This window comes from Symbiobacterium terraclitae (genome assembly GCF_017874315.1).
In the GTDB taxonomy this organism is placed as follows: domain Bacteria; phylum Bacillota; class Sulfobacillia; order Symbiobacteriales; family Symbiobacteriaceae; genus Symbiobacterium; species Symbiobacterium terraclitae.
The window spans coordinates 13,789-39,632 of sequence record NZ_JAGGLG010000013.1 but is presented as its reverse complement, the minus strand read 5'-3'; the positions used below and the strand labels follow the sequence as shown (position 1 = coordinate 39,632).

At 71.3% G+C, this 25,844-nt stretch carries 29 protein-coding genes and 3 riboswitches; of the genes, 28 read left to right on the top strand and 1 reads right to left on the bottom strand.

The annotated features are described in order from the left end of the window. Window positions 1–70: 70 nt before the first annotated feature. The 7 genes from aroC (at window position 71) to J2Z79_RS09160 (ending at window position 6,597) form a co-directional block, all read left to right on the top strand. Window positions 71–1,249: a chorismate synthase gene (gene aroC, locus J2Z79_RS09190; RefSeq protein WP_280953664.1), complete on the top strand. Its 1,179-nt coding sequence runs from the start codon at window positions 71–73 to the stop codon at window positions 1,247–1,249. 17 nt (window positions 1,250–1,266) lie between these two features. Continuing rightward, a complete protein-coding gene (locus tag J2Z79_RS09185; protein WP_209466575.1) occupies window positions 1,267–1,788 on the top strand; it encodes a shikimate kinase in 522 nt (173 codons plus the stop codon). Next, window positions 1,788–2,882, top strand: a complete 1,095-nt coding sequence (gene aroB / locus J2Z79_RS09180) for a 3-dehydroquinate synthase (protein ID WP_209466574.1) — start codon at window positions 1,788–1,790, stop codon at window positions 2,880–2,882. Before J2Z79_RS09185 ends, aroB begins: the two co-directional genes overlap by 1 nt. Window positions 2,883–2,889: 7 nt before the next feature. Beyond that, entirely contained in the window at window positions 2,890–3,813 is a 924-nt protein-coding gene (locus J2Z79_RS09175) for a pseudouridine-5'-phosphate glycosidase (RefSeq protein WP_209466573.1), read from the top strand. Window positions 3,814–4,052: 239 nt separating this feature from the next. Beyond that, window positions 4,053–5,126: an isocitrate/isopropylmalate family dehydrogenase gene (locus J2Z79_RS09170; RefSeq protein WP_209466572.1), complete on the top strand. Its 1,074-nt coding sequence runs from the start codon at window positions 4,053–4,055 to the stop codon at window positions 5,124–5,126. 60 nt (window positions 5,127–5,186) lie between these two features. Next, window positions 5,187–5,741: a hypothetical protein gene (locus J2Z79_RS09165; RefSeq protein ID WP_209466571.1), complete on the top strand. Its 555-nt coding sequence runs from the start codon at window positions 5,187–5,189 to the stop codon at window positions 5,739–5,741. 85 nt (window positions 5,742–5,826) lie between these two features. Then, a complete protein-coding gene (locus tag J2Z79_RS09160) occupies window positions 5,827–6,597 on the top strand; it encodes a stalk domain-containing protein (protein WP_209466570.1) in 771 nt (256 codons plus the stop codon). Window positions 6,598–6,637: 40 nt separating this feature from the next. On the opposite strand, the gene J2Z79_RS09155 is transcribed toward J2Z79_RS09160, so the two are convergent. Then, complete coding sequence (locus J2Z79_RS09155) at window positions 6,638–7,234, bottom strand: DUF3794 domain-containing protein (protein WP_209466569.1); 597 nt, start codon at window positions 7,232–7,234, stop codon at window positions 6,638–6,640. A gap of 251 nt (window positions 7,235–7,485) precedes the next feature. Between J2Z79_RS09155 and J2Z79_RS09150 the strand changes: the two genes are divergently transcribed. The 21 genes from J2Z79_RS09150 to gcvPB all read left to right on the top strand — a co-directional run bounded on the left by J2Z79_RS09150 (window position 7,486) and on the right by gcvPB (window position 25,716). Then, window positions 7,486–8,229 carry a sugar isomerase domain-containing protein gene (locus J2Z79_RS09150; protein ID WP_209466568.1) on the top strand — a complete coding sequence of 248 codons (744 nt, stop codon included), beginning with the start codon at window positions 7,486–7,488 and terminating at the stop codon, window positions 8,227–8,229. 77 nt (window positions 8,230–8,306) lie between these two features. Beyond that, window positions 8,307–8,499: riboswitch (cobalamin riboswitch) on the top strand. A 146-nt stretch (window positions 8,500–8,645) separates the two neighbouring features. Next, window positions 8,646–9,674, top strand: a complete 1,029-nt coding sequence (locus tag J2Z79_RS09145; protein ID WP_209466567.1) for an ABC transporter substrate-binding protein — start codon at window positions 8,646–8,648, stop codon at window positions 9,672–9,674. Further along, window positions 9,671–10,720 (top strand): FecCD family ABC transporter permease, encoded by a 1,050-nt coding sequence (locus tag J2Z79_RS09140; protein ID WP_209466566.1) that lies wholly within the window; start codon window positions 9,671–9,673, stop codon window positions 10,718–10,720. Before J2Z79_RS09145 ends, J2Z79_RS09140 begins: the two co-directional genes overlap by 4 nt. Window positions 10,721–10,735: 15 nt before the next feature. Next, window positions 10,736–11,551, top strand: a complete 816-nt coding sequence (locus J2Z79_RS09135; RefSeq protein WP_209466565.1) for a heme ABC transporter ATP-binding protein — start codon at window positions 10,736–10,738, stop codon at window positions 11,549–11,551. Window positions 11,552–11,669: 118 nt separating this feature from the next. After that, window positions 11,670–12,518 (top strand): cobyric acid synthase, encoded by an 849-nt coding sequence (locus J2Z79_RS09130; RefSeq protein WP_209466564.1) that lies wholly within the window; start codon window positions 11,670–11,672, stop codon window positions 12,516–12,518. 128 nt (window positions 12,519–12,646) lie between these two features. Further along, window positions 12,647–12,840, top strand: a riboswitch (cobalamin riboswitch). A 119-nt stretch (window positions 12,841–12,959) separates the two neighbouring features. Continuing rightward, the gene (locus J2Z79_RS09125) at window positions 12,960–13,445 is read left to right on the top strand and encodes an ECF transporter S component (RefSeq protein ID WP_209466563.1); all 486 of its coding nucleotides are present in this window, start codon (window positions 12,960–12,962) and stop codon (window positions 13,443–13,445) included. Then, window positions 13,442–14,191: a hypothetical protein gene (locus J2Z79_RS09120; protein WP_209466562.1), complete on the top strand. Its 750-nt coding sequence runs from the start codon at window positions 13,442–13,444 to the stop codon at window positions 14,189–14,191. The genes J2Z79_RS09125 and J2Z79_RS09120 overlap by 4 nt, the downstream gene beginning before the upstream one ends. A gap of 22 nt (window positions 14,192–14,213) precedes the next feature. Further along, the gene (locus J2Z79_RS09115; RefSeq protein ID WP_245302507.1) at window positions 14,214–15,428 is read left to right on the top strand and encodes an ABC transporter substrate-binding protein; all 1,215 of its coding nucleotides are present in this window, start codon (window positions 14,214–14,216) and stop codon (window positions 15,426–15,428) included. Window positions 15,429–15,469: 41 nt separating this feature from the next. Further along, window positions 15,470–16,018: a bifunctional adenosylcobinamide kinase/adenosylcobinamide-phosphate guanylyltransferase gene (cobU, locus tag J2Z79_RS09110; protein ID WP_209466561.1), complete on the top strand. Its 549-nt coding sequence runs from the start codon at window positions 15,470–15,472 to the stop codon at window positions 16,016–16,018. Window positions 16,019–16,032: 14 nt separating this feature from the next. After that, on the top strand, window positions 16,033–16,971 hold the full coding sequence (gene cbiB, locus J2Z79_RS09105) for an adenosylcobinamide-phosphate synthase CbiB (RefSeq protein ID WP_209466560.1): 939 nt from the start codon (window positions 16,033–16,035) through the stop codon (window positions 16,969–16,971). A gap of 11 nt (window positions 16,972–16,982) precedes the next feature. Further along, the gene (locus tag J2Z79_RS09100) at window positions 16,983–17,825 is read left to right on the top strand and encodes an adenosylcobinamide-GDP ribazoletransferase (protein WP_209466559.1); all 843 of its coding nucleotides are present in this window, start codon (window positions 16,983–16,985) and stop codon (window positions 17,823–17,825) included. Continuing rightward, window positions 17,825–18,886, top strand: a complete 1,062-nt coding sequence (gene cobD / locus J2Z79_RS09095; protein WP_209466558.1) for a threonine-phosphate decarboxylase CobD — start codon at window positions 17,825–17,827, stop codon at window positions 18,884–18,886. The genes J2Z79_RS09100 and cobD overlap by 1 nt, the downstream gene beginning before the upstream one ends. Then, complete coding sequence (locus J2Z79_RS09090) at window positions 18,883–19,461, top strand: histidine phosphatase family protein (RefSeq protein WP_209466557.1); 579 nt, start codon at window positions 18,883–18,885, stop codon at window positions 19,459–19,461. Before cobD ends, J2Z79_RS09090 begins: the two co-directional genes overlap by 4 nt. 298 nt (window positions 19,462–19,759) lie before the next feature. Next, complete coding sequence (locus J2Z79_RS09085; RefSeq protein WP_342589455.1) at window positions 19,760–20,014, top strand: helix-turn-helix transcriptional regulator; 255 nt, start codon at window positions 19,760–19,762, stop codon at window positions 20,012–20,014. Beyond that, complete coding sequence (locus tag J2Z79_RS09080) at window positions 19,995–20,297, top strand: hypothetical protein (RefSeq protein WP_209466556.1); 303 nt, start codon at window positions 19,995–19,997, stop codon at window positions 20,295–20,297. Before J2Z79_RS09085 ends, J2Z79_RS09080 begins: the two co-directional genes overlap by 20 nt. A 12-nt stretch (window positions 20,298–20,309) precedes the next feature. After that, entirely contained in the window at window positions 20,310–20,672 is a 363-nt protein-coding gene (locus tag J2Z79_RS09075; RefSeq protein ID WP_209466555.1) for a hypothetical protein, read from the top strand. Between the two features lie 27 nt (window positions 20,673–20,699). Then, window positions 20,700–21,098 carry a DUF192 domain-containing protein gene (locus J2Z79_RS09070; protein ID WP_209466554.1) on the top strand — a complete coding sequence of 133 codons (399 nt, stop codon included), beginning with the start codon at window positions 20,700–20,702 and terminating at the stop codon, window positions 21,096–21,098. Beyond that, window positions 21,095–21,203: riboswitch (glycine riboswitch) on the top strand. (Overlaps the previous gene by 4 nt.) A 140-nt stretch (window positions 21,204–21,343) precedes the next feature. Next, a complete protein-coding gene (gene gcvT, locus J2Z79_RS09065) occupies window positions 21,344–22,471 on the top strand; it encodes a glycine cleavage system aminomethyltransferase GcvT (protein WP_209466553.1) in 1,128 nt (375 codons plus the stop codon). Window positions 22,472–22,511: 40 nt separating this feature from the next. Then, the gene (gene gcvH / locus J2Z79_RS09060; RefSeq protein ID WP_209466552.1) at window positions 22,512–22,898 is read left to right on the top strand and encodes a glycine cleavage system protein GcvH; all 387 of its coding nucleotides are present in this window, start codon (window positions 22,512–22,514) and stop codon (window positions 22,896–22,898) included. Continuing rightward, window positions 22,899–24,254: an aminomethyl-transferring glycine dehydrogenase subunit GcvPA gene (gene gcvPA / locus J2Z79_RS09055; protein ID WP_209466551.1), complete on the top strand. Its 1,356-nt coding sequence runs from the start codon at window positions 22,899–22,901 to the stop codon at window positions 24,252–24,254. A 1-nt stretch (window position 24,255) separates the two neighbouring features. Next, complete coding sequence (gene gcvPB, locus J2Z79_RS09050) at window positions 24,256–25,716, top strand: aminomethyl-transferring glycine dehydrogenase subunit GcvPB (protein ID WP_209466550.1); 1,461 nt, start codon at window positions 24,256–24,258, stop codon at window positions 25,714–25,716. Window positions 25,717–25,844 lie beyond the last annotated feature (128 nt).

Genomic DNA, 25,844 nt, shown 5'->3' with positions numbered 1-25,844 from the left:
GCGACGGCGACGGCGTACCTTACCGGAAAGCAGGGGACGACGTGAGCGCGGTGGCGGGGGTGTGCCTACGATGTTGCGTTACATGACAGCCGGCGAGTCGCACGGGCGCGTCCTGGTCACCATCGTGGAGGGGCTGCCGGCGGGCGTGCCGGTGGACCTGGCCGCCATCGACCGGGACCTGGCCCGGCGCCAGTCCGGCTACGGCCGGGGCGGCCGGATGAAGATCGAGCAGGACCGGGTGGAGGTGCTCTCGGGCATCCGCCACGGCGCGACCTTGGGCAGCCCGGTGGCGCTGATGGTGGCGAACCGGGACTGGGCGAACTGGACCGAGGTGATGTCGCCCACGCCGGTGGAGGCGTACTCGGACGTGCGGGCGGCGCAGAAGCTGCGCACGCGCCCCCGGCCGGGCCACGCCGACCTGGCGGGGGCGCTCAAGTACGACCACGCCGACCTGCGCAACGTGCTGGAGCGGGCCTCGGCCCGGGAGACCGCCGCACGGGTGGCAGCGGGGTCGCTGGCCAAACAGTTCCTGGCGCCGTTCGGCATCCGGGTGGCCGGCCACGTGCGGGCCATCGGGCCGGTGGAGGCCGCCGACCCTGGGGAGCTGCCGCTGGAGGAGCTCGTCGCCCGGGCGGAGGCGAGCCCGGTGCGCTGCGCCGACCCGGAGGCCTCGGCCCGCATGGTGGCCGAGATCGACGCCGCCAAGCGGGACGGCGACTCCCTGGGCGGCGTGGTCGAGGTGGTGGCCACCGGGCTGCCGCCGGGGCTGGGGAGCCACGTCCACTACGACCGGCGGCTGGACGGCGCCCTGGGCGCGGCGCTGCTCTCCATCCAGGCCGCCAAGGGCGTCGAGATCGGCGACGGCTTCGCCGGCGCCAGGCGCAGGGGCTCGCAGGTGCACGACGAGATCGGCTGGAGCCCCGAGCGGGGCTACTTCCGCCACTCCAACCGGGCGGGGGGCCTTGAGGGCGGCATGACCAACGGCATGGACCTGGTGGTGCGGGTGGCCTTCAAGCCCATCGCCACGCTCTACAAGCCGCTGCGCTCGGTGGAGGTTGACACCCACGCCGAGGCGGTGGCGGGCATCGAGCGGTCCGACACCTGCGCCGTGCCGGCCGCGGCGGTGATCGCCGAGTGCGTGACCGCCTTCGAACTGGCCCGGTTCGTGCAGGAGAAGTTCGGCGGCGACTCGCTGGCGGAGGCGCTGCGGAACTACCGGGGCTACCTGGATCGGGTGGCCCAGCGGTGACGGGCGGAGGTAGGGCCGTGAACGTCGTGCTGATCGGACTGATGGGCTCTGGCAAGTCTGCCGTGGGCCGGCTTCTGGCCGAGAGGCTGGACCGGCCCTTCATTGATACGGATGCGCTGGTGGAAGCCGAGGCGGGCTGCCCCATCCCCGCGCTCTTCGCGGCCGAGGGGGAGGAGGGCTTCCGCCGGCGGGAGGCGGAGGTCATCGCGCGCGTGGCGGCGGGTGACGGGCAGGTGATCGCCACCGGAGGCGGCGCCGTGCTCCGTCCGGAGAACCGGGACGCCCTGCGGCGGAACGGCCTCGTCATCTGGCTGGACGCCCCGCCCGAGGTGCTCTACCGGCGGGTGCGGGCGCAGGGTGTCGGCCGGCGGCCGCTGCTGGCGGGCCCCGACCCGCTGGGCCGGCTGCGGGCGCTGGCGGAGTCCCGCGCCCCGGCCTACGCCGCCGCCGCGCACGTGCGCATCGCGACGGAGGCCCGCTCACTCGCAGACATCGTGGCAGAAATCGCGGACATCCTACACGAAAGGAGACAGCCCTAGTGGGAGAGGTCTGGGTTGAACTCGGGGAGCAGCGCTACCCCATCCACATCGGTGCCGGACTGCTGAAGGAGCTGGGCGGACTCGTCCGCCGGCGGCTGCCCCAGGCGAACCGGGCGCTCCTGGTGACGGACTCGCACGTGGCGCCGCTGTATGGCGACGCGGCGCGGGAGAGCCTGGTGGCGGCGGGGATTCAGACCACGCGGGCCGTCGTGGGCGCCGGCGAGTCCGCCAAGTCGCTCTCGCAGGCGTACAGCCTCTACAGCAGCTGCGTGAAGGCGGAGCTGGAGCGGAGCAGCGTGATCGTGGCGCTGGGGGGCGGCGTGGTGGGCGATCTCGCCGGCTTCGTCGCCGCGACCTGGCTGCGGGGGATCCCCTTCGTCCAGGTGCCCACGACCCTGCTCGCCCAGGTGGACTCGTCCATCGGCGGCAAGACCGGCGTGGACCTGCCCCAGGGGAAGAACCTGGTGGGGGCGTTCCACCAGCCCTCGCTGGTGGTGGCCGACGTTTCGGTGCTGAAGTCGCTGCCCCGGCGCGAGCTGGCTGCGGGCATGGCGGAGGTGGTGAAGTACGGCGTCATCCGCAGCGAGGAGTTCCTGAAGTACGTGGAGGTGCAGGTGGGCAACGTGCTCGCCGGGGACCCCGCCGTGCTGGAGCACGTCGTGGCGGAGAGCTGCCGCATCAAGGCCGAGGTCGTGGCCGCGGATCCCCGGGAGAAGGGGCTGCGGGCCATCCTCAACTTCGGCCACACCGTCGGGCACGCCATGGAGGCCGCCAGGGGCTACGGCAGCTGGCTGCACGGGGAGTGCGTGGCGGTGGGCATGGTGGCGGCCGCGGCCATCGCACGGCACAGCGGCATCCTGCAGGACACCGATCTGCAGGTCCGGCTGGAGCGGGTCCTGGAGCGCCTCGGGCTGCCGACCCGGCTCCCGTCCGGCCTGGAGCCGCAGGAGCTGGAGCCCTTCCTGCGCCGGGACAAGAAGGTGCGGGACGGGCTGATCCACTGGGTGCTGCCCTTGCGGGCGGGCGAGGTGACCGTGACGCCCAACGTGGCCCCCGAGGCCGTCCGGTGGGGTCTGGAATCGGTGAGGAGGTAGTATACGGATGAAGTACCTATTGTCCTACGCGCCCGAGGTCAGGGATGCGCTCGAGCAGGGCCGGCCGGTGGTGGCGCTGGAGTCGACCATCATCAGCCACGGCATGCCCTTCCCCGAGAACCTGGACATGGCCCGTGAGGTGGAGGAGATCGTCCGGCAGGAGGGTGCCGTGCCTGCCACCGTGGCGCTCATCGGCGGGCGCTGCAAGGTGGGCCTCAGCGACGAGGAGCTGGAGCTCCTGGCCACGTCGCCGCAGGCGGTGAAGGTGTCGCTGCGCGACATGCCGGTGGTCCTGGCCCGAAAGGCGCTGGGGGCGACCACCGTCGCCGCGACGGCGACCATCGCGGCGGCCGCGGGGATCGACGTGTTCGTGACCGGCGGGATCGGCGGGGTCCACCGGGGCGCGCCAGGCCAGCCGGGGCAGGTGTGGGACGTCTCCGCCGACCTGACGGTGCTGGGCCGCACCTCGGTCACCGTGGTCTGCGCCGGGGCGAAGTCGGTGCTGGACATCGGCGCGACCCTGGAGGTGCTGGAGACGCTGGGCGTGACGGTCCTGGGCTACCGGACCGACCGCTTCCCGGGCTTCTACACCAGGGACACCGGCTACGGAGTCGACGCACGGGTGGACGGGCCCGAGGAGGCCGCGGCCGTGATCCGGGCCCGGAAGCTCACGCAGCTGCCGGGCGGCGTGCTGGTGGTGAACCCGGTTCCCGAGGCCGACGCCCTGGACGCGGCCGAGGTGGAGCGCCACATCGCCGAGGCGCTGGAGGCCATGGCCGCCGAGGGCGTCACCGGCAAGGCGGTCACGCCGTACCTGCTCGCGAAGATGAAGCAGGTGACCGAGGGCCGTTCCCTGGCCGCCAACCTGGCGCTGATCAAGCACAACGCCCGGGTGGGCGCGCAGATCGCGGCGGCCCTGAAGCGGGGGTAGTGGGTGAAGTTCTGCGGCCGGCCTCTGGGTGAGGCCGGCCTTTCTGCCGGCGGTACGACACGCCGCCGGGGCCGCATAACTCCGTATTTTGTAACATCTTCAGTCACATTCCTGCAGAGCATCACACGAATAGAACATCGTTCTGTCAGATAGAACGAAACGGGCTTAACAGAATAGAATTACCCTGCTAGTATGTGGTGAGGAATGGATGCGAATCTGCGGGCTGGGGGGATGACCTCATGGCACACACGCCTACGATCGTTGTACTCGAAGGTGATCAGACCGGGCAGGAGCTGCTGGAAGAGGCGATTCGGGTGCTGTCCCCCGAGGTGATCGGACTGCCCCTGAACCTGGTGCGCTACGACCTGAGCCTGGAAAACCGGCGGGCCACGCAGAACCGGGTCGTCTACGAGGCGGCGGCCGCCATGCGGGAGGCCGGCTTCGGCCTGAAGGCTGCGACCATCACCCCGGAGGGGCGCGGCGACGTGGGCTCGCCCAACGCCATCCTGCGCCGGGAGATCGACGGCACGGTGATCCTGCGCACCGGGCGCGCACTGCCCGGGGTTGAGACCATCGGCCAGATCACGGCGCCCATCACCGTCGTGCGCATGGCCACGGAGGACGCCTACGAGGCCAAGGAGTGGCGCGAGGGCGAGGGCGACGAGGCGCGCGCCTACCGCACCACCTACATCTCCGCCCGCAACTGCCGGGCCACGGCCGAGATCTCCTTCCGGCTGGCCCGCCAGACGGGCGGGGTGGTCTTCGGCGGCCCCAAGTGGACCGTGTCGCCCACCTACGAGGGAATGCTGAAGGAGGCCATGGACGCGGCCGCCCGGCGGTATCCCGACGTGCCCTACGACCCGCAGCTGATCGACGCCGCCTACGCCCTGCTGTTCGCCCGGGCGAGCCGGCCGCTGGTGATCCCCTGCCTCAACCGGGACGGCGACATCCTCTCCGACCTGGTGCTGGCCCTGTACGGCTCTATCGCGGGCGCCGAGTCGCTGCTCATCGCCTTCGACGACGACTTCCGGCCGCGGGTGGTGATGGCCGAGGCGCCGCACGGCACGGCCCCGAGCCTGCAGGGCAAGAACGTCGCCAACCCGCTGGCGATGCAGCTGGCCGCCGGGGCGCTGCTCAGGCAGATGGACGACCCGCAGTACCGGCAGGCGGGCGAGGCCATCCAGGAGGCCTGCCTGGACGCGGTGGCGGCCGGCGTGCGCACCGCCGACCTGGGCGGGACCGCCCGCACCACGGAGTTCACCGACGAGGTCATCCGGCGCGTGAAGGCGCGCCTGGCCCCCGTGGTCGGCTGATCCCCCGCACGGCCGCCCGCCGGGGCGAATACGCTGGTACCGGCGAGGGGGCGGGGATAGATGTACGTCACGCATGGCGACACGATCATCCTCCGGCCGGAGCGGCGTGAACCGCCTGGCACGTCCACGCGGCTCCGGCTGTACTCTGACCGGTACGCCGAGCCGCGGGAGCGGAGCCGTGAGCCCTGGGAGGGCCTCCGGGACCGGGTGACGGCGCTCGAGGAGCGGGTGAGCCGCCTCGAACGCAGCCTGGCGAAGGCCGCCGCCCGGGCCTCCGATGTGCCTGGCCGGCCGGGTGACACCCCGGGCAGCGTTCGGGAGGCGACGCGGCGCTCCAGCGATGCGTCGGGCTGGATCCGGGAGGCGGCGGGGCGGTCCGGCGATGCGTCGGGCCGGTTGCGCGAGAGCACGGGTCGGTTCAGTGACCCCCCGGGGCGCTTCCGCGACGCAACGGGCGTGTTCCACGAGCCAGAGGGCAGGCGTCCGGCGGCCGCCGACAGCCCGCGAGGGGAGTCCCGCGCGTACCGGGGGGCGCCCGAGGTGCGGGTGTCCGCCCAGGCCGGCAGCGGCGCGCACGTGAGCCTCGGCGAGGTCCGGATGCGCAACCGGGGCTGACGCGGCTTCGAACGGACAGGAAACACCCTCCTCCGTACGAATCTCTTTATACAGAGATTATTCAGGTATGGAGGAGGGTCTCATCGTGAGACAGAGGGGTTTGCTTGGATTTGCTGCGGGTTTCGTCACTGCCGCCGTCCTCTTCGGCGGCGTGGTGGCGGGCGCGGCGGGGTTCGAGCAGCAGATCACCGCTTACTTCCGGCCGCTGCGCTTCGTGTTCGACGGGGTCGAGCGGCAGCCGCCGGCCGATCAGCAGGGCTTCGTCTACAACGGCCGGACCTACGTACCGCTGCGCTTCATGGCGGAGTCGCTGGGGCGGCCGGTGGAGTATGACGACGCCACCGGGACCATCTACGTGGGCGCGGTCCCCGGCGAGGTGCCCGCGATCTGGGCGAACCTGACCCCGCAGGGCGAGGGCAGCTTCAGCGTGCGGTACTTCAGCAGGAACGCCCTCAGCCTGCAGGGCGCGGAGATGCCGGAGGCCGTCCTGGTCTCCGCCGTCGCCCCGGCCAGCGACGTCGCGGACAAGCGTGGCACGGTGGCCCAGGTGTGGGCAGACTACGACCTGCCCCCGGGCGTGACCCGCATGACCGGCACGCTCTTCGTCCCCCAGCACTACCTGGGCGAGGAGGGCGAGCGCCGGGTGGGCCGCCTCGTCGTGCTGAACGAGCTGAACCGGACGATCTACACCAGCCCCGACCTGACGACGAAGTCGGATGCGGTGCCGTTCGAGATCCCGCTGGAGGGGGTTCAGCGCGTCCGCATCGCCGTCTCACTCCATCCGTACGAGGGCCGGCCGCTGGGCGATAGCCTCGTGATGGCACAGCTCGGCATCTCGGAGCTGACGATCAAGTAACGGATAAGGGCGAGGGGGGAGACCCCCTCGCCCTTTGGCCTCACCACGCCTCGCCCGGCGCGAATGGCTTGTCGTGCTTGTCTTCCTCGGGGATGTCGAGCCCCGGAACGCTGACGACCTGCGACTCGTCCGGGCAGGTGAGCCGCTTCGGGGTCACGTCTTCGGCGTCGATCTTGAGCCACTTGCGCCGGACGACCTTGGCCCGGACCTTGATCACGGCCTTCTCCAGGAGCTTGCCGAACGTGCCGTCGCGGTGGCGGTCGATGAGCTTGTCGAACTCGCCGGCCACGATGGCGTCCTCGATCACGCACTCGTCACCGTCGCGGCTGCCGGGGATGTCGATGAAGAGGTGGAAGGGGATCTCAACGGTGCAGTGGCGCACGTCGCCGCAGACGCGGTTCAGGCCGCCCTTGTGGTCCCATTCCTTGGCGGTCTTGTAGGTGATGTTCTTGATGAGGCGGCCGTTGATGATCACCTTGTCGCAGACGGCGGCGCAGTCGTCGATCTCGATCAGCTTGTCAATCTCGTCGATCTTGAAGGCGGGCGGTGACAGGGGAATCTCCGAAACGACCAGGACTTGCGCCGTGTTGGCGTTGACCACCACGGGAGTCTGAATCACGTACCCGTGCTCCTTCAAACCGTCGCGACCTCCTTTGGGTGGTACCGGTGCATTCCATCCTATGCGCCCCGTCCGCCCCAGGTCACATAACATCCATTGCGGTAAACCACGGCGGCGGGAGGAGGAGTTTCGCCAGTCATCCCGAAACGATACTCCTCATGTGGTATAGACCACACTCGCCATCACGGCCGGAGCCCTGGTTCGCCGCAGCAGGCCAGCCAGGGGAGGCGAGTCCGTCGAAGCAACGAACGCAGGATGGGGCGGTTGACATGAGCATCTCGGCTGAAGCATTCTTCCAGGCCGCGGACGAGGCGATTCACCGGCTCAAGGCGACGCAGCTCCCGCAGATCCGCAAGGGCGGCGAGTTGCTGGCCGAGGCGGTGATGAGCGGCGGCGTCATCCAGGTCTTCGGCACCGGCCACTCCCGGGCGTTTGCCATGGAGATGGCGGGACGGGCCGGCGGCCTGGTCCCCGCCAACGCCATCACCGAGGACGTCCTCTTCCTCAACGGGATCTACCCGGTGGAGGAGCGCAAGAACCCATACCTCGAGCGAGAGCCGCAGATCGCGCACCAGATCCTGGCGCAGTACGACATCCGGCCGGAGGACGCCTTCGTCATCGCCTCCAACTCGGGCCGGAACGGCTCGACGGTGGAGATGGCGGCGGAGGTGAAGCGCCGGGGCCACAAGCTGGTTGTGATCACGTCGATGGCGCACACCAGCCGGGTCTCCTCCCGCCATCCCAGCGGCCGGCGCCTGCACGAGTTCGCGGACGTCGTCATCGACAACTGCGCCCCATTGGGCGACGCCCTGCTGGAGGTGGAGGGCCATCCCCTCAGGGTCTGCGCCGTCTCGTCCATTACCGGCGCCCTGATCGCCCAGGGGCTCACGGCCGAGGTGGTGCGCCGCCTGCTTGCGGCCGGCCAGGTCCCGCCGGTCTACATCAGCGCCAACGTGGACGGTGCGGACGCCCACAACGAGGCGCTGCGGGCCCGGTACGGCAACCGGATCTAGCGGCCCGCCGGGGATCGCAGAATCACGGTCTCTCCTATTGCCACATGTACGGCCGTGGTTTACACTAGAAGCAACTGAATATGGGAACGGCGGTAGGTGCTCCCGGCTCACGGGCCGGGAGGTAAAAGGGAAGCCGGTGCGAATCCGGCACGGTCCCGCCACTGTGACGGGGAGTCGCCCCTCAACCATGCCACTGGCCGGCAGGCCGGGAAGGCGGAGGGGACGGCGCCGATCCGAAGTCAGGAAACCTGCCTATCGCTGCTACGTCGCTCAACCTTCGGAGGAAAGGGGGAGACGTGTCGCGTGGTCATGCCACCGATCGTTCGCGGGATACCCCCTGGCTGAGCCCAGGGGTCTTTCTTTTCCGACGACGTTCCGGATCGAGGCACTAGACGTTTCGTGGAGGTAAGGTTCATATGCAGCAGCGCAAGATCGGGCCCGCCCTGACGGCGGCCCTGCTGATGATCACTCTTCTGGCCGGGTGCGGCAGCAACCGGCCGAACGGCCGGCCCGGCGACGCCGGGCAGCAGACCCGCGCACCGTCCACGCAGCAGCCCGGCGACCAGGGGAACCCCGGCCAGCAGGCCCCGGGTGAATCTGCCGCCGGCGAGGGCAAGCAGACCGTCTACCCCATCACCCTGATCGACGGCGACGGGCGCGAGATCACCATCGAGGCGGAGCCGCAGCGGATCCTCTCGCTGGGCCCCTCGGCCACTGAGGTCCTGTTCGCCCTGGGCCGGGGCGACCGGCTGGTCGGCCGCACCGACTGGTGCAACTTTCCCGAGGCGGCCCTGGAGGTGCCGTCCGTGGGCAGCCTCTTCCCGCCCGACTATGAGCGCATCCTGTCGACCGAGCCCGACCTGGTCGTCATGATCGAGGGCTCGGTGGATGTGCGGGAGCGGCTGGAGCAGGAGTATGGCCTGACGGTCTTCGTCTACGCCCCGGCAACGTTTGAGCAGCTCTACACCCAGATGGTGGCGCTCGGCCAGGCGGTGAACGCCCGGGAGGCGGCCGAGGCCATCGTCGCTGAGATCCAGGGAGAGGTCGACGCGATCTACACGAAGATCCTGCCGATCAGCTACTCGCCGTCGGTCTTCTATCAGGTGTGGCCGGATCCGCTCTCCACCGCCGGGCCCGGCTCGTTCATTGACGACATGATCCGCATCGCGGGCGGCATCAACGTGGCCGGCGACGCGGACAGCGCGTGGCCCGCCTACTCGCTGGAGCAGCTGCTCGCGGCGGACCCCGCCGTCATCGTGGCGGGCTCGGAGGCCATGGCGCAGGACATCCTGACCCGGCCTGGCTGGGAGTCGCTCAGAGCGGTGCGGGAGGGCCGGGTGTACGGCGTGCCCAACGAGGACATCGTGGTCCGGCCGGGCCCGCGGCTGGCGGAGGGGCTGCGCTGGTTCGCCGAGACCCTGCACCCCGGGCTGTTCGGGCGATGACCGGCCGGGCGGCCCGCGGCCGCAGGGCGACGGCCGCGGCGCTCGTGGCCCTGCTGGCCGCACTGATCGTGGCGGGCGCGCTGGGATCGGTGCGCATCCCGCCGGCGGATGTGGTGAAGATCCTGCTGAACCGGCTGGGGGCTGACTTCCCGGCCACCTGGCCCCGCACCTGGGAGGCGATCCTGTGGGACGTCCGCTTCCCCCGGGTGGCCATGGGGGCCCTGGTGGGCATGGGGCTCAGCGTGGCAGGAGCGGCGTACCAGGGCCTCTTCCGCAACCCGCTGGCCGACCCGTCGGTCATCGGGGCGTCGGCCGGTTCATCCCTGGGCGCCGCGGTGGCCATCGCCTTCCTCGAGGGCGTCGCCCTGCTGCCTGGCGCGTGGCGGCTGGGGCCGGTGCCGCTCTTCGCCTTCTGCGGCGGCGTCGCGGCCGTGCTGCTGGTCTTCCGCCTGGCGACGGCGGGCCGGCAGACCTCCACCGTCAGCCTGCTGCTGGCGGGCATGGTGGTGAGCACCATCGCGGGCTCCCTCGTATCGCTGATCATGTACCTCACCGACTCCCAGGCGCGCGACGCCATCGTCTTCTGGCTGATGGGCGGCCTCTCCGGGGCCAACTGGTGGAAGGTGGCCTGGCTCCTGCCGTATCTGGCCGCCGGCCTGGGCATCCTGCTCTGGCACGGCCGGGAGCTGAACGCCTTCCTGCTGGGCGAGGAGGCGGCGCTCTCGATGGGGGTCGACGTGGAGCGGCTGAAGCGGCGGATCCTGGGCGCCGGGTCGCTGCTCACCGCGGCCGCGGTCGCCTTCTGTGGGATCATCAGCTTCGTCGGGCTGATCGTGCCGCACCTGGTGCGGCTTCTGGCGGGGCCGGACCACCGCTGGCTCCTGCCGGCCTCGGCCGTGACGGGGGCGCTGGTGCTGGTCGCGGCCGACACCGTGGCGCGGTCGCTGCCCTGGTTCAGCGAGCTGCCCGTCGGGCTGGTGATGTCCCTCGTGGGCGGTCCGGTCTTCCTGGTAATCCTGCGGCGGCAGCTGCTGCCGCGGCCGTGAAGGGGGTGGGCGAAGATGCTGCAGATCGAGTCCCTCACCGTGGGCTACGGCGGTGCGCCGGTCCTGAAGGGGCTGGACCTTGCGGTCGGGCGCGGCGAGCTGCTGGTGGTGGTGGGCCCCAATGGCAGCGGCAAGTCCACCCTGGTGCGGACGCTGACCCGCGCCCTCACGCCCACGGTGGGGCGGATCCTCCTGGGCGGCCGGGACCTGTGGCGGATGCGGCCCCGGGACGTGGCCCGGCAGCTGGCCGTGGTGGCCCAGGAGACGGCGGTGGGATTCGAGTTCACGGTGGAGGAGGTCGTGGCCCTGGGGCGGACGCCGCACCTGCGCCCCCTGCGGGGCGAGACCCCGCGGGACCGGGCGGCCGTCGCGGAGGCCATGCGGCTGACCGGCACGGCGCCGCTGGCCGGGCGGCTGATCACGGCGCTCTCCGGCGGCGAGCGGCAGCGGGTCATGGTGGCGCGCGCCCTGGCCCAGGAGCCGCGCCTGCTGGTCCTCGACGAGCCCACCGCCCACCTGGACATCGCCCACCAGGTGGAGGTGCTGGACTTGGTGCGGCGGCTCAACCGGACGCAGGGGCTGACGGTGCTGGTGATCCTGCACGACCTGAACCTGGCGGCACTCTACGCCGACCGGGTGGTGATGCTGAAAGAAGGGCGCTGCTGGGCGGACGGCCCGCCGGGCGACGTGCTGACCGAGGCCAACATCCTGGCCGTCTACGGCAGCCGGGTGAAGGTGGTCCGCCACCCCACCACCGGCGCCCCGCAGGTGATGCTGCTGGCGCGGGAGGCGCCGGACCCGCTGGGCGCGGCGGGGATGGGGAGTGGCTGAGCCCGCAACCACGCCGAGCAGCAACGGCGACAGTAGCGAGCCGCGCCAAGGTGCCACTTCCGCTGCAGCCCCGGTCGAAGTCCGTATCAGTCAACTTCCGTAAAGAGAGGAATTCCACATGGCCCGTGCGTTGATGTTCCAGGGCACCGCCTCCAGCGTGGGCAAGTCCACGCTCGCCGCCGCCTTCTGCCGCATCCTGCGCCAGGAGGGCCTCCGGGTGGCGCCCTTCAAGGCCCAGAACATGTCGGGCAGCGCGGCCGTGCTCGCGGACGGGCGGCGCATCAGCGTGGTCCAGGCCGTGCAGGCGCAGGCCGCGGGGGTGGCCCCCAGGGTCGAGATGAACCCCGTGCTGTTGCTGCCCCGGACCGAGGTCAGCTCTGAGGTGGTCCTGATGGGCCGGTCGCTCGGCGAGATGGGCTGGCGGCAGTACACGGGCGAGCCGCATGCGGCCGCCCTGCAGGCGGTGCAGGAGGCCATCGCGAGCCTCTCCGCCGAGTTCGAGGTGATCGTGGCGGAGGGGGCCGGGTCGCCGGTGGAGGTGAACCTGCGGGACCGGGACCTGGCCAACATGACGACCGCCGAGCTGCTGGACGCAGACGTCATCCTCGTGGCCGACATCGACCGGGGCGGCGTCTTTGCCGCCATCGTCGGCACGCTGGCGCTGCTGCGCCCGCACGAGCGGGCCCGGGTGAAGGGGCTGGTGATCAACCGCTTCCGCGGGGACCCGACGCTCTTTGCGGACGGCGTCCGCTGGCTGGAGGAGCGCACCGGCCTGCCGGTGGTCGGCGTGATTCCGTACCTGCCCGACCTGGGGCTCGACGAAGAGGACTCCCTGGGCCTCTCCGGGCCGGGAGCGGCGGCCCCGACGGCCGGCGCGCGGGAGGCCGCCCTTGAGCGGCTGGCGGACCACGTGCGCCGGCACGCCCGGGTGGACCTGGTGCTGGAGGTGCTGAACCGCGCGGGGTGAGTGAGGCGGACCGGGCGCGGCGGTGTCACCGTTGGGCAGGCGTTCCCGGCGCAGCGGCGGCGCCGACGGGAGGGCGTGCCAGGCGGCGTGCTGGACGTCCCGGAACCAGACTGCCGTGAACACAACTGAACAGGGCAACAGCGGCAGGTGCTCCCGGCCCGCGGGCCGGGAGGTAAAAGGGAAGCCGGTGCGAATCCGGCACGGTCCCGCCACTGTGACGGGGAGTCGCCCCTCAGCGTGCGCCACTGGCCGGCAGGCCGGGAAGGCGGAGGGGCCGGCGTCGATCCGGAGTCAGGAAACCTGCCTGTCGCTTCAGCGCTGCTCAACCTTCGGGAGAAAGGTGGAGGCGCCCGCGTGGGGTTCCCACGCGCGTGCTGTCGTTTTACCTGTTCCCCTGGCTGAGTCCAGGGGTTTTCTGTTACCTGCAAGGGAGGTCGGACCGTGCTTCTGGCGAGGACAAGCACACTGGCGAAGCTTGGGTTTCTCCTGGCCCTGAGTCTCCTGGGTTCCTACATCAAGCTGGGTCCAACCTCCATCGCCTTCGATGCGATGAGCGGCTTCGTGGCGGCGCTCCTGATGGGCCCGGCGGCGGGCGCCCTGATCTGCGGCCTGGGGCACGCGGCCGCGGCAGCCGTCACCGGCTTTCCCCTGACCCTGCCCTTCCACGCGGCCACGGCGGCCGCCATGGCGGGGGTGGGCGCACTGGGCGGTCTGACGGCCCGGCGCTTCGGGGCGCTGCCCGCCGCCGCGGCGCTGGTGGCTGCCAACGGGCTTCTGGCGCCGGCCCTGCTCTCGCTGCTGCCCAACCCGCTGGGCGTCGGGCTGTTCGCAGCGCTGTGGCTGCCGCTGACCGCGGCGACCGGGGCCAACGCCGCGGCCGCCCTGGTAGTCGTCCTCGGCCTGAGGCGGGCGGGGTTCGGGTCATGAGGCGGCGGGACCTGTCCCTGGTGGACCTGCCCGGCGGCGGCCGGCTGGTCATCGCCTGCGACGCCGCCGGCGGCGTCGGGCCCAAGCCGGGCGATGCGGTCAAGGCGTCGGGTTATGTCGTCGGGCGGTTCACCGCCCGGGTGCCCCTGATGGAGGTGCTGGCCGCCGGCGCAGAGCCGCTGCACCTTGTGAACACCGCCTGCGTCGAGCCCGAGCCCACCGGCAGGGCGATTCTTCAGGGGATCTGTGACGAGGCTGCCCTGGCCGGCCTCACGGCGGGGCAGATCAACGGCTCATTTGAGAAGAACCTGCCGACGGTCCAGACTGGCCTGGGCGTCACCGTCGTGGGCTACCTGAGCCCGGGCCGGCACCTGCGCCGGGCGAGTCCCGGCGACCTGGTCGTCGCCGTGGGGCGGCCCAAGGTGGGTCCGGAGGTGCGGCCGGACGATCCCGAGCTGCCCGACCTGCCGCTGGTGAGGCGGCTCGCGGCGGATCCGCTGGTGCACGACCTCCTGCCGGTGGGCTCCCGCGGGATCGGCCCCGAGACGGTCGACCTGGCCTCGAGCGCGGGGCTGGCGGTCGACTGGGCGCCCGATGAGGAGGGCTTCCCCCGTGGGAAGTCGGCCGGCCCGGCGACCTGCCTGCTGGTCGCGGCGGCTCCCCGTGCGCTGCCCGGGCTGGCGCTCTCCCTGACCCGGCCCTGGGCGGTCGTCGCCCAGCTGAGCTCGCAGTTCTATTCCAGTTAGTCGACTCTTGGAGGTGTGTCGCATGAAGAAGCGTTGTCTCGTATCGTTTGTGCTCTCCCTGCTGCTGCTGGTCGGCCTGCTTGCGGGGTGCGCGGGCAATCCGCCGGCGACCGGAGGGGCGAACGGTGCCGCGGCGGGCATGGATATCCAGCCCGGTGCACGCGGGAGCGACGGTGCAGCAGCTTCGGGCAGCCAGTCCGGGTCCGGTGGTCGCGACGGGGCTGCGGCCTCGGGAAGCCAGCCAGGGTCCGGTGGGAGTGCCGTGTCCGACGCCTCGGGCAGCCAGCACGGTGCAGGTGAGCCCAACCCGGCTGCCAACGCCGGCAGCCGGCACACGGCCGGCGGGAACGCCGCATCCCAGGGATCCGGCGAGCAGGCGGCGGGCACCCCCGGGAGGCCCGGGGACAAGCAGACGACCTATCCGATCGCCGTCACGGACGGGGCCGGGCGGGCGGTCACCATCCAGGCCGAGCCCACGCGGGTGATCTCCGTCGCCCCCTCCAACACGGAGCTGATGTTCGCCCTCGGCAAAGGCGGCCTGCTGGTGGGCCGCTCCGACTGGGACGACTACCCGCCCGAGGCCGGGGAGATCGAGTCCATCGGCGGCTTCTACCCGCCTGATTACGAGAAGATCATCGCTCTCGAGCCCGACCTGATCCTGCTCACCGGCGGCTCCGTGGAGGCCCGGGAGAGGCTGGAGAACGCGTACGGCCTGACCACGCTCGTGCTGGACCCGGCCAACTTCGCCGAGCTCTACGACGGCATCCTCATGCTGGGCCGGGTGGTGAACGCGCAGGAGGCGGCCGAGCGGCTGGTGGCGGAGATGCAGCGCGAGGTCAGGGCGATCGAGGAGAAGGCCGCCACCGCGGCCACCCGGCCCGTCGTCTTCTACGAGGTCTGGTATGACCCGATCATCACGGCAGGGCCTGGCTCCTTCATCGACGACATGATCCGCATCGCCGGCGGCACGAATGCAGCCGCCTTCGCCGGCGAGCCCTGGCCCGCCATCTCGCTGGAGGAGTTGGTGGCCGCGGATCCCGACATCATCGTCGCCCGCTCGGAGGGGGCTGCCCAGGAGGCCCGGCAAAGGGCGGGCTGGGAATCGATCACCGCGGTGCGGGAGGGCCGGGTGCTGGGGCTGCCCGACGAGAACATCGTGGTGCGTCCCGGACCCCGCCTGATCCAGGGGCTCCGGTGGTTCGCCCGGCACATCCACCCGGAGCTGTTCGGCCGGTGACCGGCCGGGGAGCCCCCATCGGAAGGGAGCGTGCCTACGGGATGGCAGGACTGATCCTGGTGATGGGCGGCGCCCGGAGCGGGAAGAGCCGGTGGGCTGAGCGCCTGGCCTCGGCGCACCGGCGGGTCGTCTACCTGGCCACCGCGCAGCCGGGCGACGCCGAGATGGCTCAGCGGATCGCCAGGCACCGGGCGGACCGCCCCGCCCACTGGCGTACAGTGGAGGAGCTGTTCTCGCCGGGCGCTGCGCTGGCCCCGGCCCTGGACGCAGAGCCGGCGGACGCCGTGCTCCTGGACTGCGTCACCATGCTCCTCTCCAACCACCTGCTCCAGGCGGAGGAGGGGTTCGAGGAGCGGGCGAGGCGGGAGCTGACGCAGCTGCTCCGCCTGGCACAGGAGCGCGGGCTCGTGCTGATCGCGGTGACGAACGAGGTCGGGGCGGGGGTGGTGCCTGAGCACCGGCTCGGGCGACTCTTCCGCGACGCCCAGGGACGGCTGAACCAGTGGCTGGCGCGGGAGGCGGAGCAGGTCTGGGCCTGCATCGCCGGCATCGCCGTCGACCTGAGGCAGATCGGGGCGGTGATCCCATAACGGAGGGGGGGCGGATGGTGCAGGGAGTTCCCTGGTTCCTGCCGCTGATCGCCCTCGCGCTGGATGCGGCCGTGGGCGACCCCGCCTGGCTGCCCCACCCGGTGGTGCTGATGGGCCGGGTTGTCCGCCCGGGCGAGCGGTGGCTGCGCTCCACGCGGCTGCCGCTCAGGGCTGGCGGGACGGTCCTCGCCCTGCTGCTGCCGCTGGCCTCCTGGGGATGCACCTGGCTCCTCATCCGCCTGGCCGCCGGCGTACACCCCTGGCTCGGGCTGGCCGCGGAGGCCTGGCTGTTCAGCACGTGCCTGGCCGCCCGCTCTCTGGCCGAGCACGCCCTGGCGGTCTACCGGCCCCTGGGGGCAGGGGATCTGGCCGGGGCGAGGCGGCGGGTGGGGCTGATCGTGGGGCGGGACACCGAGGCGCTGGACGCCGTCGAGGTCACCCGGGCGGCGGTGGAGACCGTGGCGGAGTCCACCTGCGACGGGGTGATCGCACCGCTCTTCTGGGGGCTGATCGGCGGTGCGCCGCTGGCCATGGCCTACAAGGCGGTCAACACCCTGGACTCCATGGTGGGCCACCGGGACGAGCGGTACCGGGAGTTCGGCTGGGCCTCCGCCCGGCTGGACGCCCTGGCGAACCTGGCGCCGGCCCGGCTGAGCGCCCTGCTGCTCGCACTGGCAGGGCTCTCGCCGGGTGCGCTCGGCATCGCCCTGCGGGACGCCCGGCTGCACCCCAGCCCCAACAGCGGCTGGCCCGAGGCGGCGATGGCCGGCCTGCTCGGGGTGCGGCTGGGCGGGCTCAATTCCTACGGCGGGGTGCCCGAGCGGCGGGCCTACATGGGCGACCCGCGCCGTCCGCTGGAGCCGGAGGACATCCCCCGCGCGGTGCGGTGGATGTGGCTGGCGACGGTGCTGGGGACCGGCCTGGGAGCCCTGGCGCTGTGGAAGATTGCGTAGGAGGTGGCCTGGTGCGCATCGCACTTGCGTTTCTCACCCGGTTTCCGACAGGCCGCGTGGTCACTGACGACCCCATGCGGGACCTCGGCCGGGCAGCGGGCCTGTTCCCGCTGGTCGGGCTGCTGGTGGGCGCCGCCGGCCTCGTCGCCTACCTGGCGGGGCGGGCGCTGTTCGGTCCGGCCGTGGCGGCGGTCGCGGCGGCCGGCGCCGGCCTCTGGGCCTCGGGGGCGCTCCACCTGGACGGCCTCATGGATACTGCCGACGGCGTGCTCTCCGGCCGCGACCGGGAGCGAATGCTCGAGATCATGAAGGACTCCCGCGTCGGGGCGATGGGGGTGACGGCCGGGGCGCTCGCCCTGCTGCTGCGGGTCGCCCTCCTCCTGGAGCTGGACCCGGGCCGGGCAGCCCCGGCGTTGCTGGTCGCCCCTGCCCTGGGGCGGATGGTGATGCCGCTCGCGGCCGTGCAATGGCCGCCGGCCCGTTCCTGGGGACTGGGCTCTGCCTATGTCCGGCACGTGGGGCGGCCACAGGCGGCTGCGGCCCTGCTCAGCGGGCTGGCGCTGGCTCTGGCCCTGCCTGCAGCTGCGGTGGAGCTGCAGCGCGTCCTGGCCGCGGCTGCGCCGGAACTGACCCTGCCGCACGGCCTCGCCGCGGCTGCGCCGTCGGGGGCCCTCACCGCCGCGCTGCGGGGGCTGGGCGCATGGGTGGCGGCGCTGGGGGTCTGCTTCGGCTGTGGAGGGTGGCTGGCCCGGCGGCTCGGCGGCCAGACGGGGGACACCTACGGGGCGCTCTGCGAGCTGGCCGAGCTGGCCGCGCTGGCCTGCTTCGGCGTGGCTGCGGGGGAGGTGGGTTGATGGTCGAGAGGCCTCCCCTGCACGGCGGGGACCTCGAGGCGGCCCGGGCGCGCTGGGCCGAGCCGTCCGGGGGCTTCCTCGACTTCAGCGCCAACATCAACCCGCTGGGGCCGCCGCCCCGGGCGGTCGCTGCCGCGCAGGGGGCCCTGTCTGGCATCGCACACTACCCCGAGCCCTTCGCCCGCCGCCTGCGGGCGGCCCTGGCCGGGCGACACAGGGTGCAGGAGCCGATGGTCCTGGTGGGCAACGGCGCGGCTGAGGTGATCTATCTGCTGCTCCGGCTCGCACGGGGGTGTCGGGTGGCCGTCCCGCAGCCGGGCTTTGCCGAGTACGAACGGGCGGCGCGCGCTGCCGGGGCGCGCCCGGTTCCCGTCGCCCACGACCGCACGGAGCCGCCGCCCGGTGTGGGGCGTGGGGACTGGTGGATCGTCTGCAATCCGCACAACCCCACCGGCCACCTGTTCACGCCGGCCGGGTTGCTCCGGATGGCGGAGCGGACCAGGGCGACCCTGCTGGTGGACGAGGCGTTCGTCGACCTGACCGACGCCGGCGAGGCGGGGTCAGTGATCCCCTGGGTGGCGGAGCGGCGGAATCTTGTCGTCGTCCGCTCCCTGACGAAGTTCTACGCCCTGCCCGGCCTGCGCGTGGGCTACGCGGTGGCCCCGCCGTGGATGGTGGCCGCGCTGGATGCGGCCCGGGATCCGTGGAGCGTGAGCGGCCCGGCCCAGGCCGCGGCGCTTGAGGCACTGCACGATCGGGAGTACGCGGCACGCACCCGGCGCTGGGTGCGGGAGGAGCGGGCCTACCTGGCCGGGGAACTCGCCAGCCTGCCGGGCTTTGTCGTCTACCCGCCATCGGCCAACTTCGTGCTGGTGCGCGCCCCCCTTCCGGCACATGAGATCCAGGAGCGCCTGGGGCCGCTGGGGATCCTCATCCGGGACTGCCGCTCCTTCGCCGGGCTCAGCGCGTTCCACATGCGGCTGGCCGTGCGCACCCGTGCGGAGCACGAGCGGCTGGTGGCCCACCTGCGCCGCGTCGCAGAGGAGGTGGCCAGACCGTGAGGTTCACGCTGTACCTTGTCCGCCACGGAGAGACGGCCGCCAACGCCGAGGGGCGCTATATCGGCTGGGGGGAGCACCCGCTGAGCAGGGCGGGGGAGGCCCAGGCCAGGCTGGCCGCCAGGTACCTGAGCCGGTGTCCCGTCACGTGCATCCGCACAAGCGACCTCCAGCGGTGCCTGCAGACGGCCGGGCGCATCGGGGAGGCCACGGGCCTTACGCCTGTGCCCGACCCCCGGCTGCGGGAGCTCGACTTCGGCCGCTTCTCCGGGCTGACCCACCATGAGATCGCCCGGCGGTGGCCGGGTGAGCTCGCGGCCTGGATGGCCGACCCGGAGCGGGCGTCTCCTCCCGGCGGGGAGAGCGTATCGTCGCTGCGCCGCCGTGCCCTCGCAGCCCTTCCCCGGCGCGATGGCGCCGTCGTGGTGACGCACGGCGGGGTGATCCGCACGCTGCTCGCCCACCTGACCGGCACGGGCCTCTGGGACTGGCAGGTGCCGCCGGGCGGCGTGGTCACGGTTCAGTGGGACGGGGCGCGCAGCCTGGGCAAGCCGGCGATCTGGCGGCCCGGCGGGTAGGAAGCACGGGGGCCGAGCACGCGCGGTGCTCGGCCCTCGTCTGATCACGCCGGCCGGGAGGTTGCGATGCTGATACCGGTGCCTGTGTGGTGTTCTGCCAGACACGCCAGCGCCGAGTGCCCGGGGTCTGTTGAGTTCACCGGGGCCTGCGTGTGGTCCGGTCCGCCCACGAGAGCGGAGGGGTGGACCGGACACCCCTTCGTTCGCCAGGTCAGTGGGATTTTCTGCCGAACTATGTCCGGTATACTTTACATTCCGGCTGGATTCTCGTACAATTGCCACGAAGGGTGATGAGATCGTGGCGAAGGATGAGATCGTGGCGAAGTATGAACTGCGCAACCGCCTGCGCGCCGCGCGGATCGAGCAGCATCTGTCGCAACAGGAGCTGGCAGACATGGCCGGCGTCACGCGGCAGACCATCAGCGCCATCGAAAACTGCCAGTACGTCCCCTCCACGCTCCTGGCCTTCGTGCTGGCCCGTTGCCTGGGGAAGGCGGTTACGGAACTGTTCTACCTGGAGGAGGTGACAGGTGATGAAAAAGCCCGATGTTGATGAGCGCACGGTGGCCGTCGACAACGCGGCAGGCAACCTCGGCTACAGGGTGATGGCCTGGCTCCTGGTGGCCGACCTCGCGGTTCACGGACTGTGGCCGGACCTGGTCTCGCTCAGGGGGTTTCCCCTGGACATTCCCGTCATCCTGGGGGCGGGGTGGCTCGCCTGGATCTGGTGCCGCGTGCGGGATGACACGATCTCGCGCCACCGTTTCGTCATCATCCTGAGCTCCTTCGGCCTTGCGGGAGCGATGGCGGTCGGGTTCGCCCTGTTGCGCCGGTGATGGGGACCGGACATGCCTCCCTGGGCGGCAGTCCGCATCCGCCACGTGGCGACCGGGCGTGAACAGGTGGTCCCCATCCCGGCTGGTTGCCGTAGCGGGTCGGGGGAGGTCGACTGGTCGCCGGAGGGTTCCGCCGCCGCGACCTACCTTGTGGGGGTGGACGAATCCACCAGGACCGTCGCCGCGGTGGTGCGGCAGGTGGAGAGCGAGTGGCGCCTGTCGCTCCACGCCCCTTCCGAGGCAGACCGGCGCTTCGCCATCCGCGACGCGCCCTTCTGGGTCACGGAGGTCTGGGCCGTGGTGAACACCATCCGGGCGGAAGTGGTGAACGACGTGACGCGGTACGAGCCGAAGGCCTGGCTCATGCGGCTCTAGAGGGGAGACCATGGGGTGTGCCGTACGATGATTGTCCGCAACCTCAACCGGGGCCTCGTCCTGGGCGACCGCATTCGCCGGGCTGATACCTTTCGCTTGCGCCTCCTGGGCCTGATGTTCCGCCCCGCCCTCGCCCCCGGCGAGGGGCTCTGGCTGGAGCCCTGCCGCCAGGTGCACACCCACTTCATGCGATTTCCGATCGACCTGCTCTTCCTGGACCGGGAAGGGCGGGTCCTGCGCGTCCTCGCGTCGTTCCCGCCGTGGCGAATCAGCCCGGCGGTTCCCGGTGCGCGGGCGGTGCTGGAGCTGCCCGCCGGGGCGTCCGGGGAGACCCGTCCGGGTGACCGGTTGGCGGTGTCCACCGAGGAGGATTTTTGGGTCTTCGTAGGGAATACTGTTGCCGACAATCCCCATAAAGACGGATGATGGACTCGGAAGAGACCCTCCCCTGAGGAGGGCGCCGAAGGAGCAATGCCCGGTCTGGCTGGGGGCGGGCAGAATCTCTCAGGCAGCGGCGACCGGGTCCGGACGGACTCTGAACCTCCGGGGGACAGGGCGCACAGCGGGCACGGGCCCGGGTGTCGGGTCTGTCCCCCTTTTGCCGCCCCGGAAGCGGAGTAGTGCCGCCCATTGGCTGGTAAGACTAAGCAAGGTGAAAGCGAGGTGTGGTGGTGAACGAATCACTGAAGCGGACGCCCCTCTACGAGTTGCACCAGAAGCTCGGCGCGCGCATGGTGCCCTTCGGCGGCTGGGAGATGCCGGTGCAGTACGCCGGCGTGATCGAGGAGCACCGGGCCGTCCGGCAGGCGGCCGGCCTCTTCGACGTCTCCCACATGGGCGAGTTCGAGATTTCGGGTCCGCAGGCGCTTGACCTGATCCAGCTGGTCAGCACCAACAACGCGGCGAAGCTTGCCGTCGGCGAGGTCCAGTACTCGCTGATGTGCTACGAGAACGGCACCGTAGTCGACGATATCCTGGTCTACCGGCTCGGCGAGCACCGGTACTGGCTGGTGGTCAACGCCGGCAACACCCAGAAGGACTGGGAGTGGATCAACGTCGCCCGGGAGCGGGCTGGGCTCAGGAACCTGGAGCTGGTCAACCGGTCGGACGAGATCGCCCTGCTCGCCCTGCAGGGGCCGAAGGCGGAGGAGATCCTCCAGCCGTTGGCGCCGGGTGCGGTGCTCTCTGAGATGGCCCCGTTCACCCACAAGATGGGCGTGACGGTGGCCGGCGTGCCGACCCTGGTGCTCTCCCGCACGGGCTACACCGGCGAGGACGGCTTCGAGATCTACGTGAAGGCCGGGGATGCTGCTGCCCTCTGGGAGGCGCTCCTGGAGGCGGGCGAGGACGAGGGGCTCCTGCCCTGCGGCCTGGGCGCCCGGGACACGCTCCGGTTTGAGGCCAAGCTTCCGCTCTACGGCCACGAGATCAGCGACCAGCACAACCCGCTGGAGGCGGGCCTGGGCTTCGCCGTGAAACTGAAGAAGGGCGTGGACTTCATCGGGCGGGAGGCCCTGGCGCAGATCAAGGAGCGGGGGCTTACCCGCAAGCTGGTGGGTATTGAGATGATCGACCGCGGCATCCCCCGGCAGGGCTATCCGGTGGCCGTGGGCGGCCAGACGGTCGGCGAGGTGACCACGGGCAGCTTCTCGCCCACCCTGGAGAAGAACATCGGCCTCGCCTACGTGCCCGTGGAGCACAGCGAAGTGGGCACCGAGGTGGAGGTCATCATCCGCGGCCGGGCGCTGAAGGCGCGGGTCGTCGAGACCCCGTTCTACCGCTCGCCGCACAAGCGCTAGGCGGCATGTCGAAAAACGTGGCACGAGGAGGACGCGCACGATGGCGAACGTTCCGGCGGATCTGAAGTACACGAAGGAGCACGAGTGGATCCGGGTTGAGGGCAACGTCGGCGTGGTGGGCATCACCTGGTTCGCCCAGGACCAGCTGGGCGACGTGGTCTTCGTCGAGCTGCCCGAGGTGGGCCGCGAGCTGAAGCAGAACGAGCAGTTCGGCGTGGTGGAGAGCGTGAAGACCGTCTCCGACCTGTACATCCCGGTCAGCGGCAAGGTGGTCGAGGTCAACACCAAGCTGGAGGGCTCGCCGGAGCTGATCAACCAGGATCCCTACGGCGAGGGCTGGATTCTGAAGATCGAGATCGCCAATCCGGCCGAGCTGGACAGCCTGCTGGACGCGGCGGGCTACGAGGCGTTCACCAAGGAGGGCTAGATGCGCTACATCCCGATTACGCAGGCCGACAAGGCGGCCATGCTGCGGGATATCGGCGTCAGTTCCACCGAGGAGCTCTTCGCTGCCAACATCCCGGCAGAGGTACGCCTGAACCGGCCACTGGACCTGCCCCCGGCCCTGACCGAGATGGAGATCCTGGCCCACCTGCGGGAGCTGGCCGCGCAGAACGCCGACACGGCGGAGTACGCCTGCTTCCTGGGCGGCGGCGCGTACGACCACTACGTGCCCGCCGCAGTCGACGCGGTGCTCCGCCGCGGCGAGTTCCTCACGGCCTACACCCCGTACCAGCCTGAGATCTCCCAGGGCGTGCTGCAGGCGATCTACGAGTACCAGTCCCTGATGTGCGAGCTGACCGGCATGGACCTCTCCAATGCCTCCATGTACGACGGCGCCTCGGCCCTGGCGGAGGCCGCCGGCATGGTGGTCAACCAGACCGGCCGGTCGAAGCTCCTGGTCGCCCGGTCGGTCCACCCGCACTACCGGCGGGTGGTGGAGACCTACATGCACGGCGTCGGCGTCGAGCTGATCGAGGTGCCGCTGGACGGCGTGACGCTGGACCTGAACCGCCTTGAGGCGCTGATGACCGACGAGGTCGGCGGACTGCTGCTGCAGACCCCCAACTACCTGGGCTACCTGGAGCAGGTGCGGCAGATCGAGGCGATCGTGCACCGGATGAGCGGCCTCTTCGTGGTGGCCGTCGACCCGGTCTCCCTGGGCCTGCTCGAGGCGCCGGGCCACTACGGCGCGGACATCGTCGTCGCGGAGGGCCAGGGGCTCGGCGTTCCCCTCTCCTACGGCGGGCCCTACCTGGGCATCCTGGCCACCCGGGAGCGCTTCGCCCGCAAGATGCCCGGCCGCATCGCCGGCGCCACGGTGGACAACCGCGGCCAGCGCGGCTTCGTGCTGACCATGCAGGCGCGCGAGCAGCACATCCGCCGCGAGAAGGCCACCTCCAACATCTGCACCAACCAGGCGCTCATCGCCCTGGCGGCCACGGTCTACCTGGCCCTCGTCGGCAAGGAGGGGCTGCGCGAGGTGGCCAACCTCTCGCTGCAGAAGGCGCACTACGCGGCGCAGCAGATCGCGGCCCTGCCCGGCTGGCGGCTGGCGGGCAGCGCACCGTTCTTCAAGGAGTTCACCGTGCTCGCCCCCGCACCGGCGCAGGCGGTCAGCCGGCACCTGCTGGGCCACAAGATCCTGGGCGGCATCGACGCCGGTGCGGCCTATCCGGAGCTCCTGGACGGGGCGGCCGGCGCCGTCACACTGGCGGTCACCGAAAAGCGGACCCGGGCGGAGATCGACCGCCTCGTGGCTGCGCTCGGGGAGGTGAAGTAGGATGGCCCTGGTACCGCTGCTCTTCGAACAGTCGACCCCGGGCAAGCGGGCGGTGACGTTCCCCGCGCCGGACGTGCCGGCCGTGGAGATCTCCGAGGCGATTCCGGCGGACCTGCTCCGCCAGGTGCCCCCGGCCCTGCCCGAGCTCTCGGAGGTCGAGGTCGTCCGCCACTTCACCCAGCTGAGCCGGCTCAACCACGGGGTGGACGTGGACTTCTACCCCCTGGGCTCCTGCACGATGAAGTACAACCCGAAGGTAAACGAGGAGGCAGCCCGCATCCCGGGCTTCGCCCTCACCCACCCCATGCAGCCGGCCGAGACGGTGCAGGGCAACCTGAAGTTGCTGCACACCCTGGAGCGGTGGCTCTGCGAGGTCACCGGCATGGACCGGATGACCTTCCAGCCCGCCGCCGGCGCCCAGGGCGAGCTGACCGGCATCCTGCTGATCCGGGCCTACCATGAGGCGCGGGGCGAGGGCGAGCGGAACGAGGTCATCGTGCCAGACTCGGCCCACGGCACCAACCCGGCCACCGCCGCCATGGCGGGCTACCGGGTGGTCCCGGTGAAGTCGATGCCCGACGGCTCCATCGACCTCGAGTCCCTGCGGCAGACGGTCGGCCCGAAGACCGCCGCCCTGATGATGACCAACCCGTCCACCCTGGGGCTCTTCGACCCGCACGTGAAGGAGATCACCGAGATCGTCCACGAGGCGGGCGGGCTCTGCTACTACGACGGCGCGAACCTGAACGCCATCATGGGCTATGCCCGGCCGGGCGACATGGGCTTCGACGTCGTCCACATCAACCTGCACAAGACCTTCTCGACCCCGCACGGCGGCGGCGGCCCCGGCAGCGGCCCGGTGGGCGTCAAGTCCCACCTGGTGCCCTTCCTGCCGGTGCCGGTGGTGGAGCAGCAGGGCGACCGGTACGTCCTGGACTGGGACCGCCCGCAGTCCATCGGCAAGCTGCACGCCTTCTGGGGCAACTTCGGCGTGGTGGTCAGGGCCTACGCCTACGTGCTGGCCCACGGCCCGGCGCTGAAGGAAGTCTCGGAGTACGCGGTCCTCAACGCCAACTACGTGATGGCGCACCTGAAGAAGTACTACGACGTGTTCGTGGACCGCTACTGCATGCACGAGTGCGTCCTCGCGGCCCGGACCCTCAAGCAGGAGACCGGCGTGAAGACGTTGGACGTGGCCAAGCGGCTGCTGGACGAGGGCGTGCACCCGCCCACGATCTACTTCCCGCTGATCGTGGAGGAGGCGCTGATGATCGAGCCGACCGAGACCGAGGACAAGGCGACCCTCGACCGGTTCATCGACGCGATGATCCGCATCCACGACGAGGCCCGGTCCAACCCGGAGCACGTGAAGGCGGCGCCCCACAAGACCCCGGTGGGGCGGCTGGACGAGGCGCTGGCTGCCCGGCGGCCGAACCTGCGCTACAAGCGGGAGCAGTGCTGATCCGGTAACCCTCCCGGCCCGGGAGGGGACCAGGCATGGCTGGTCAGGACTCGGGGTGGGGGTGCTGTCGTGCACGCCCCACCCCGTTTCCATGCGGAACGGCCGGTTGCCCCTGCGGGCGCATCCCG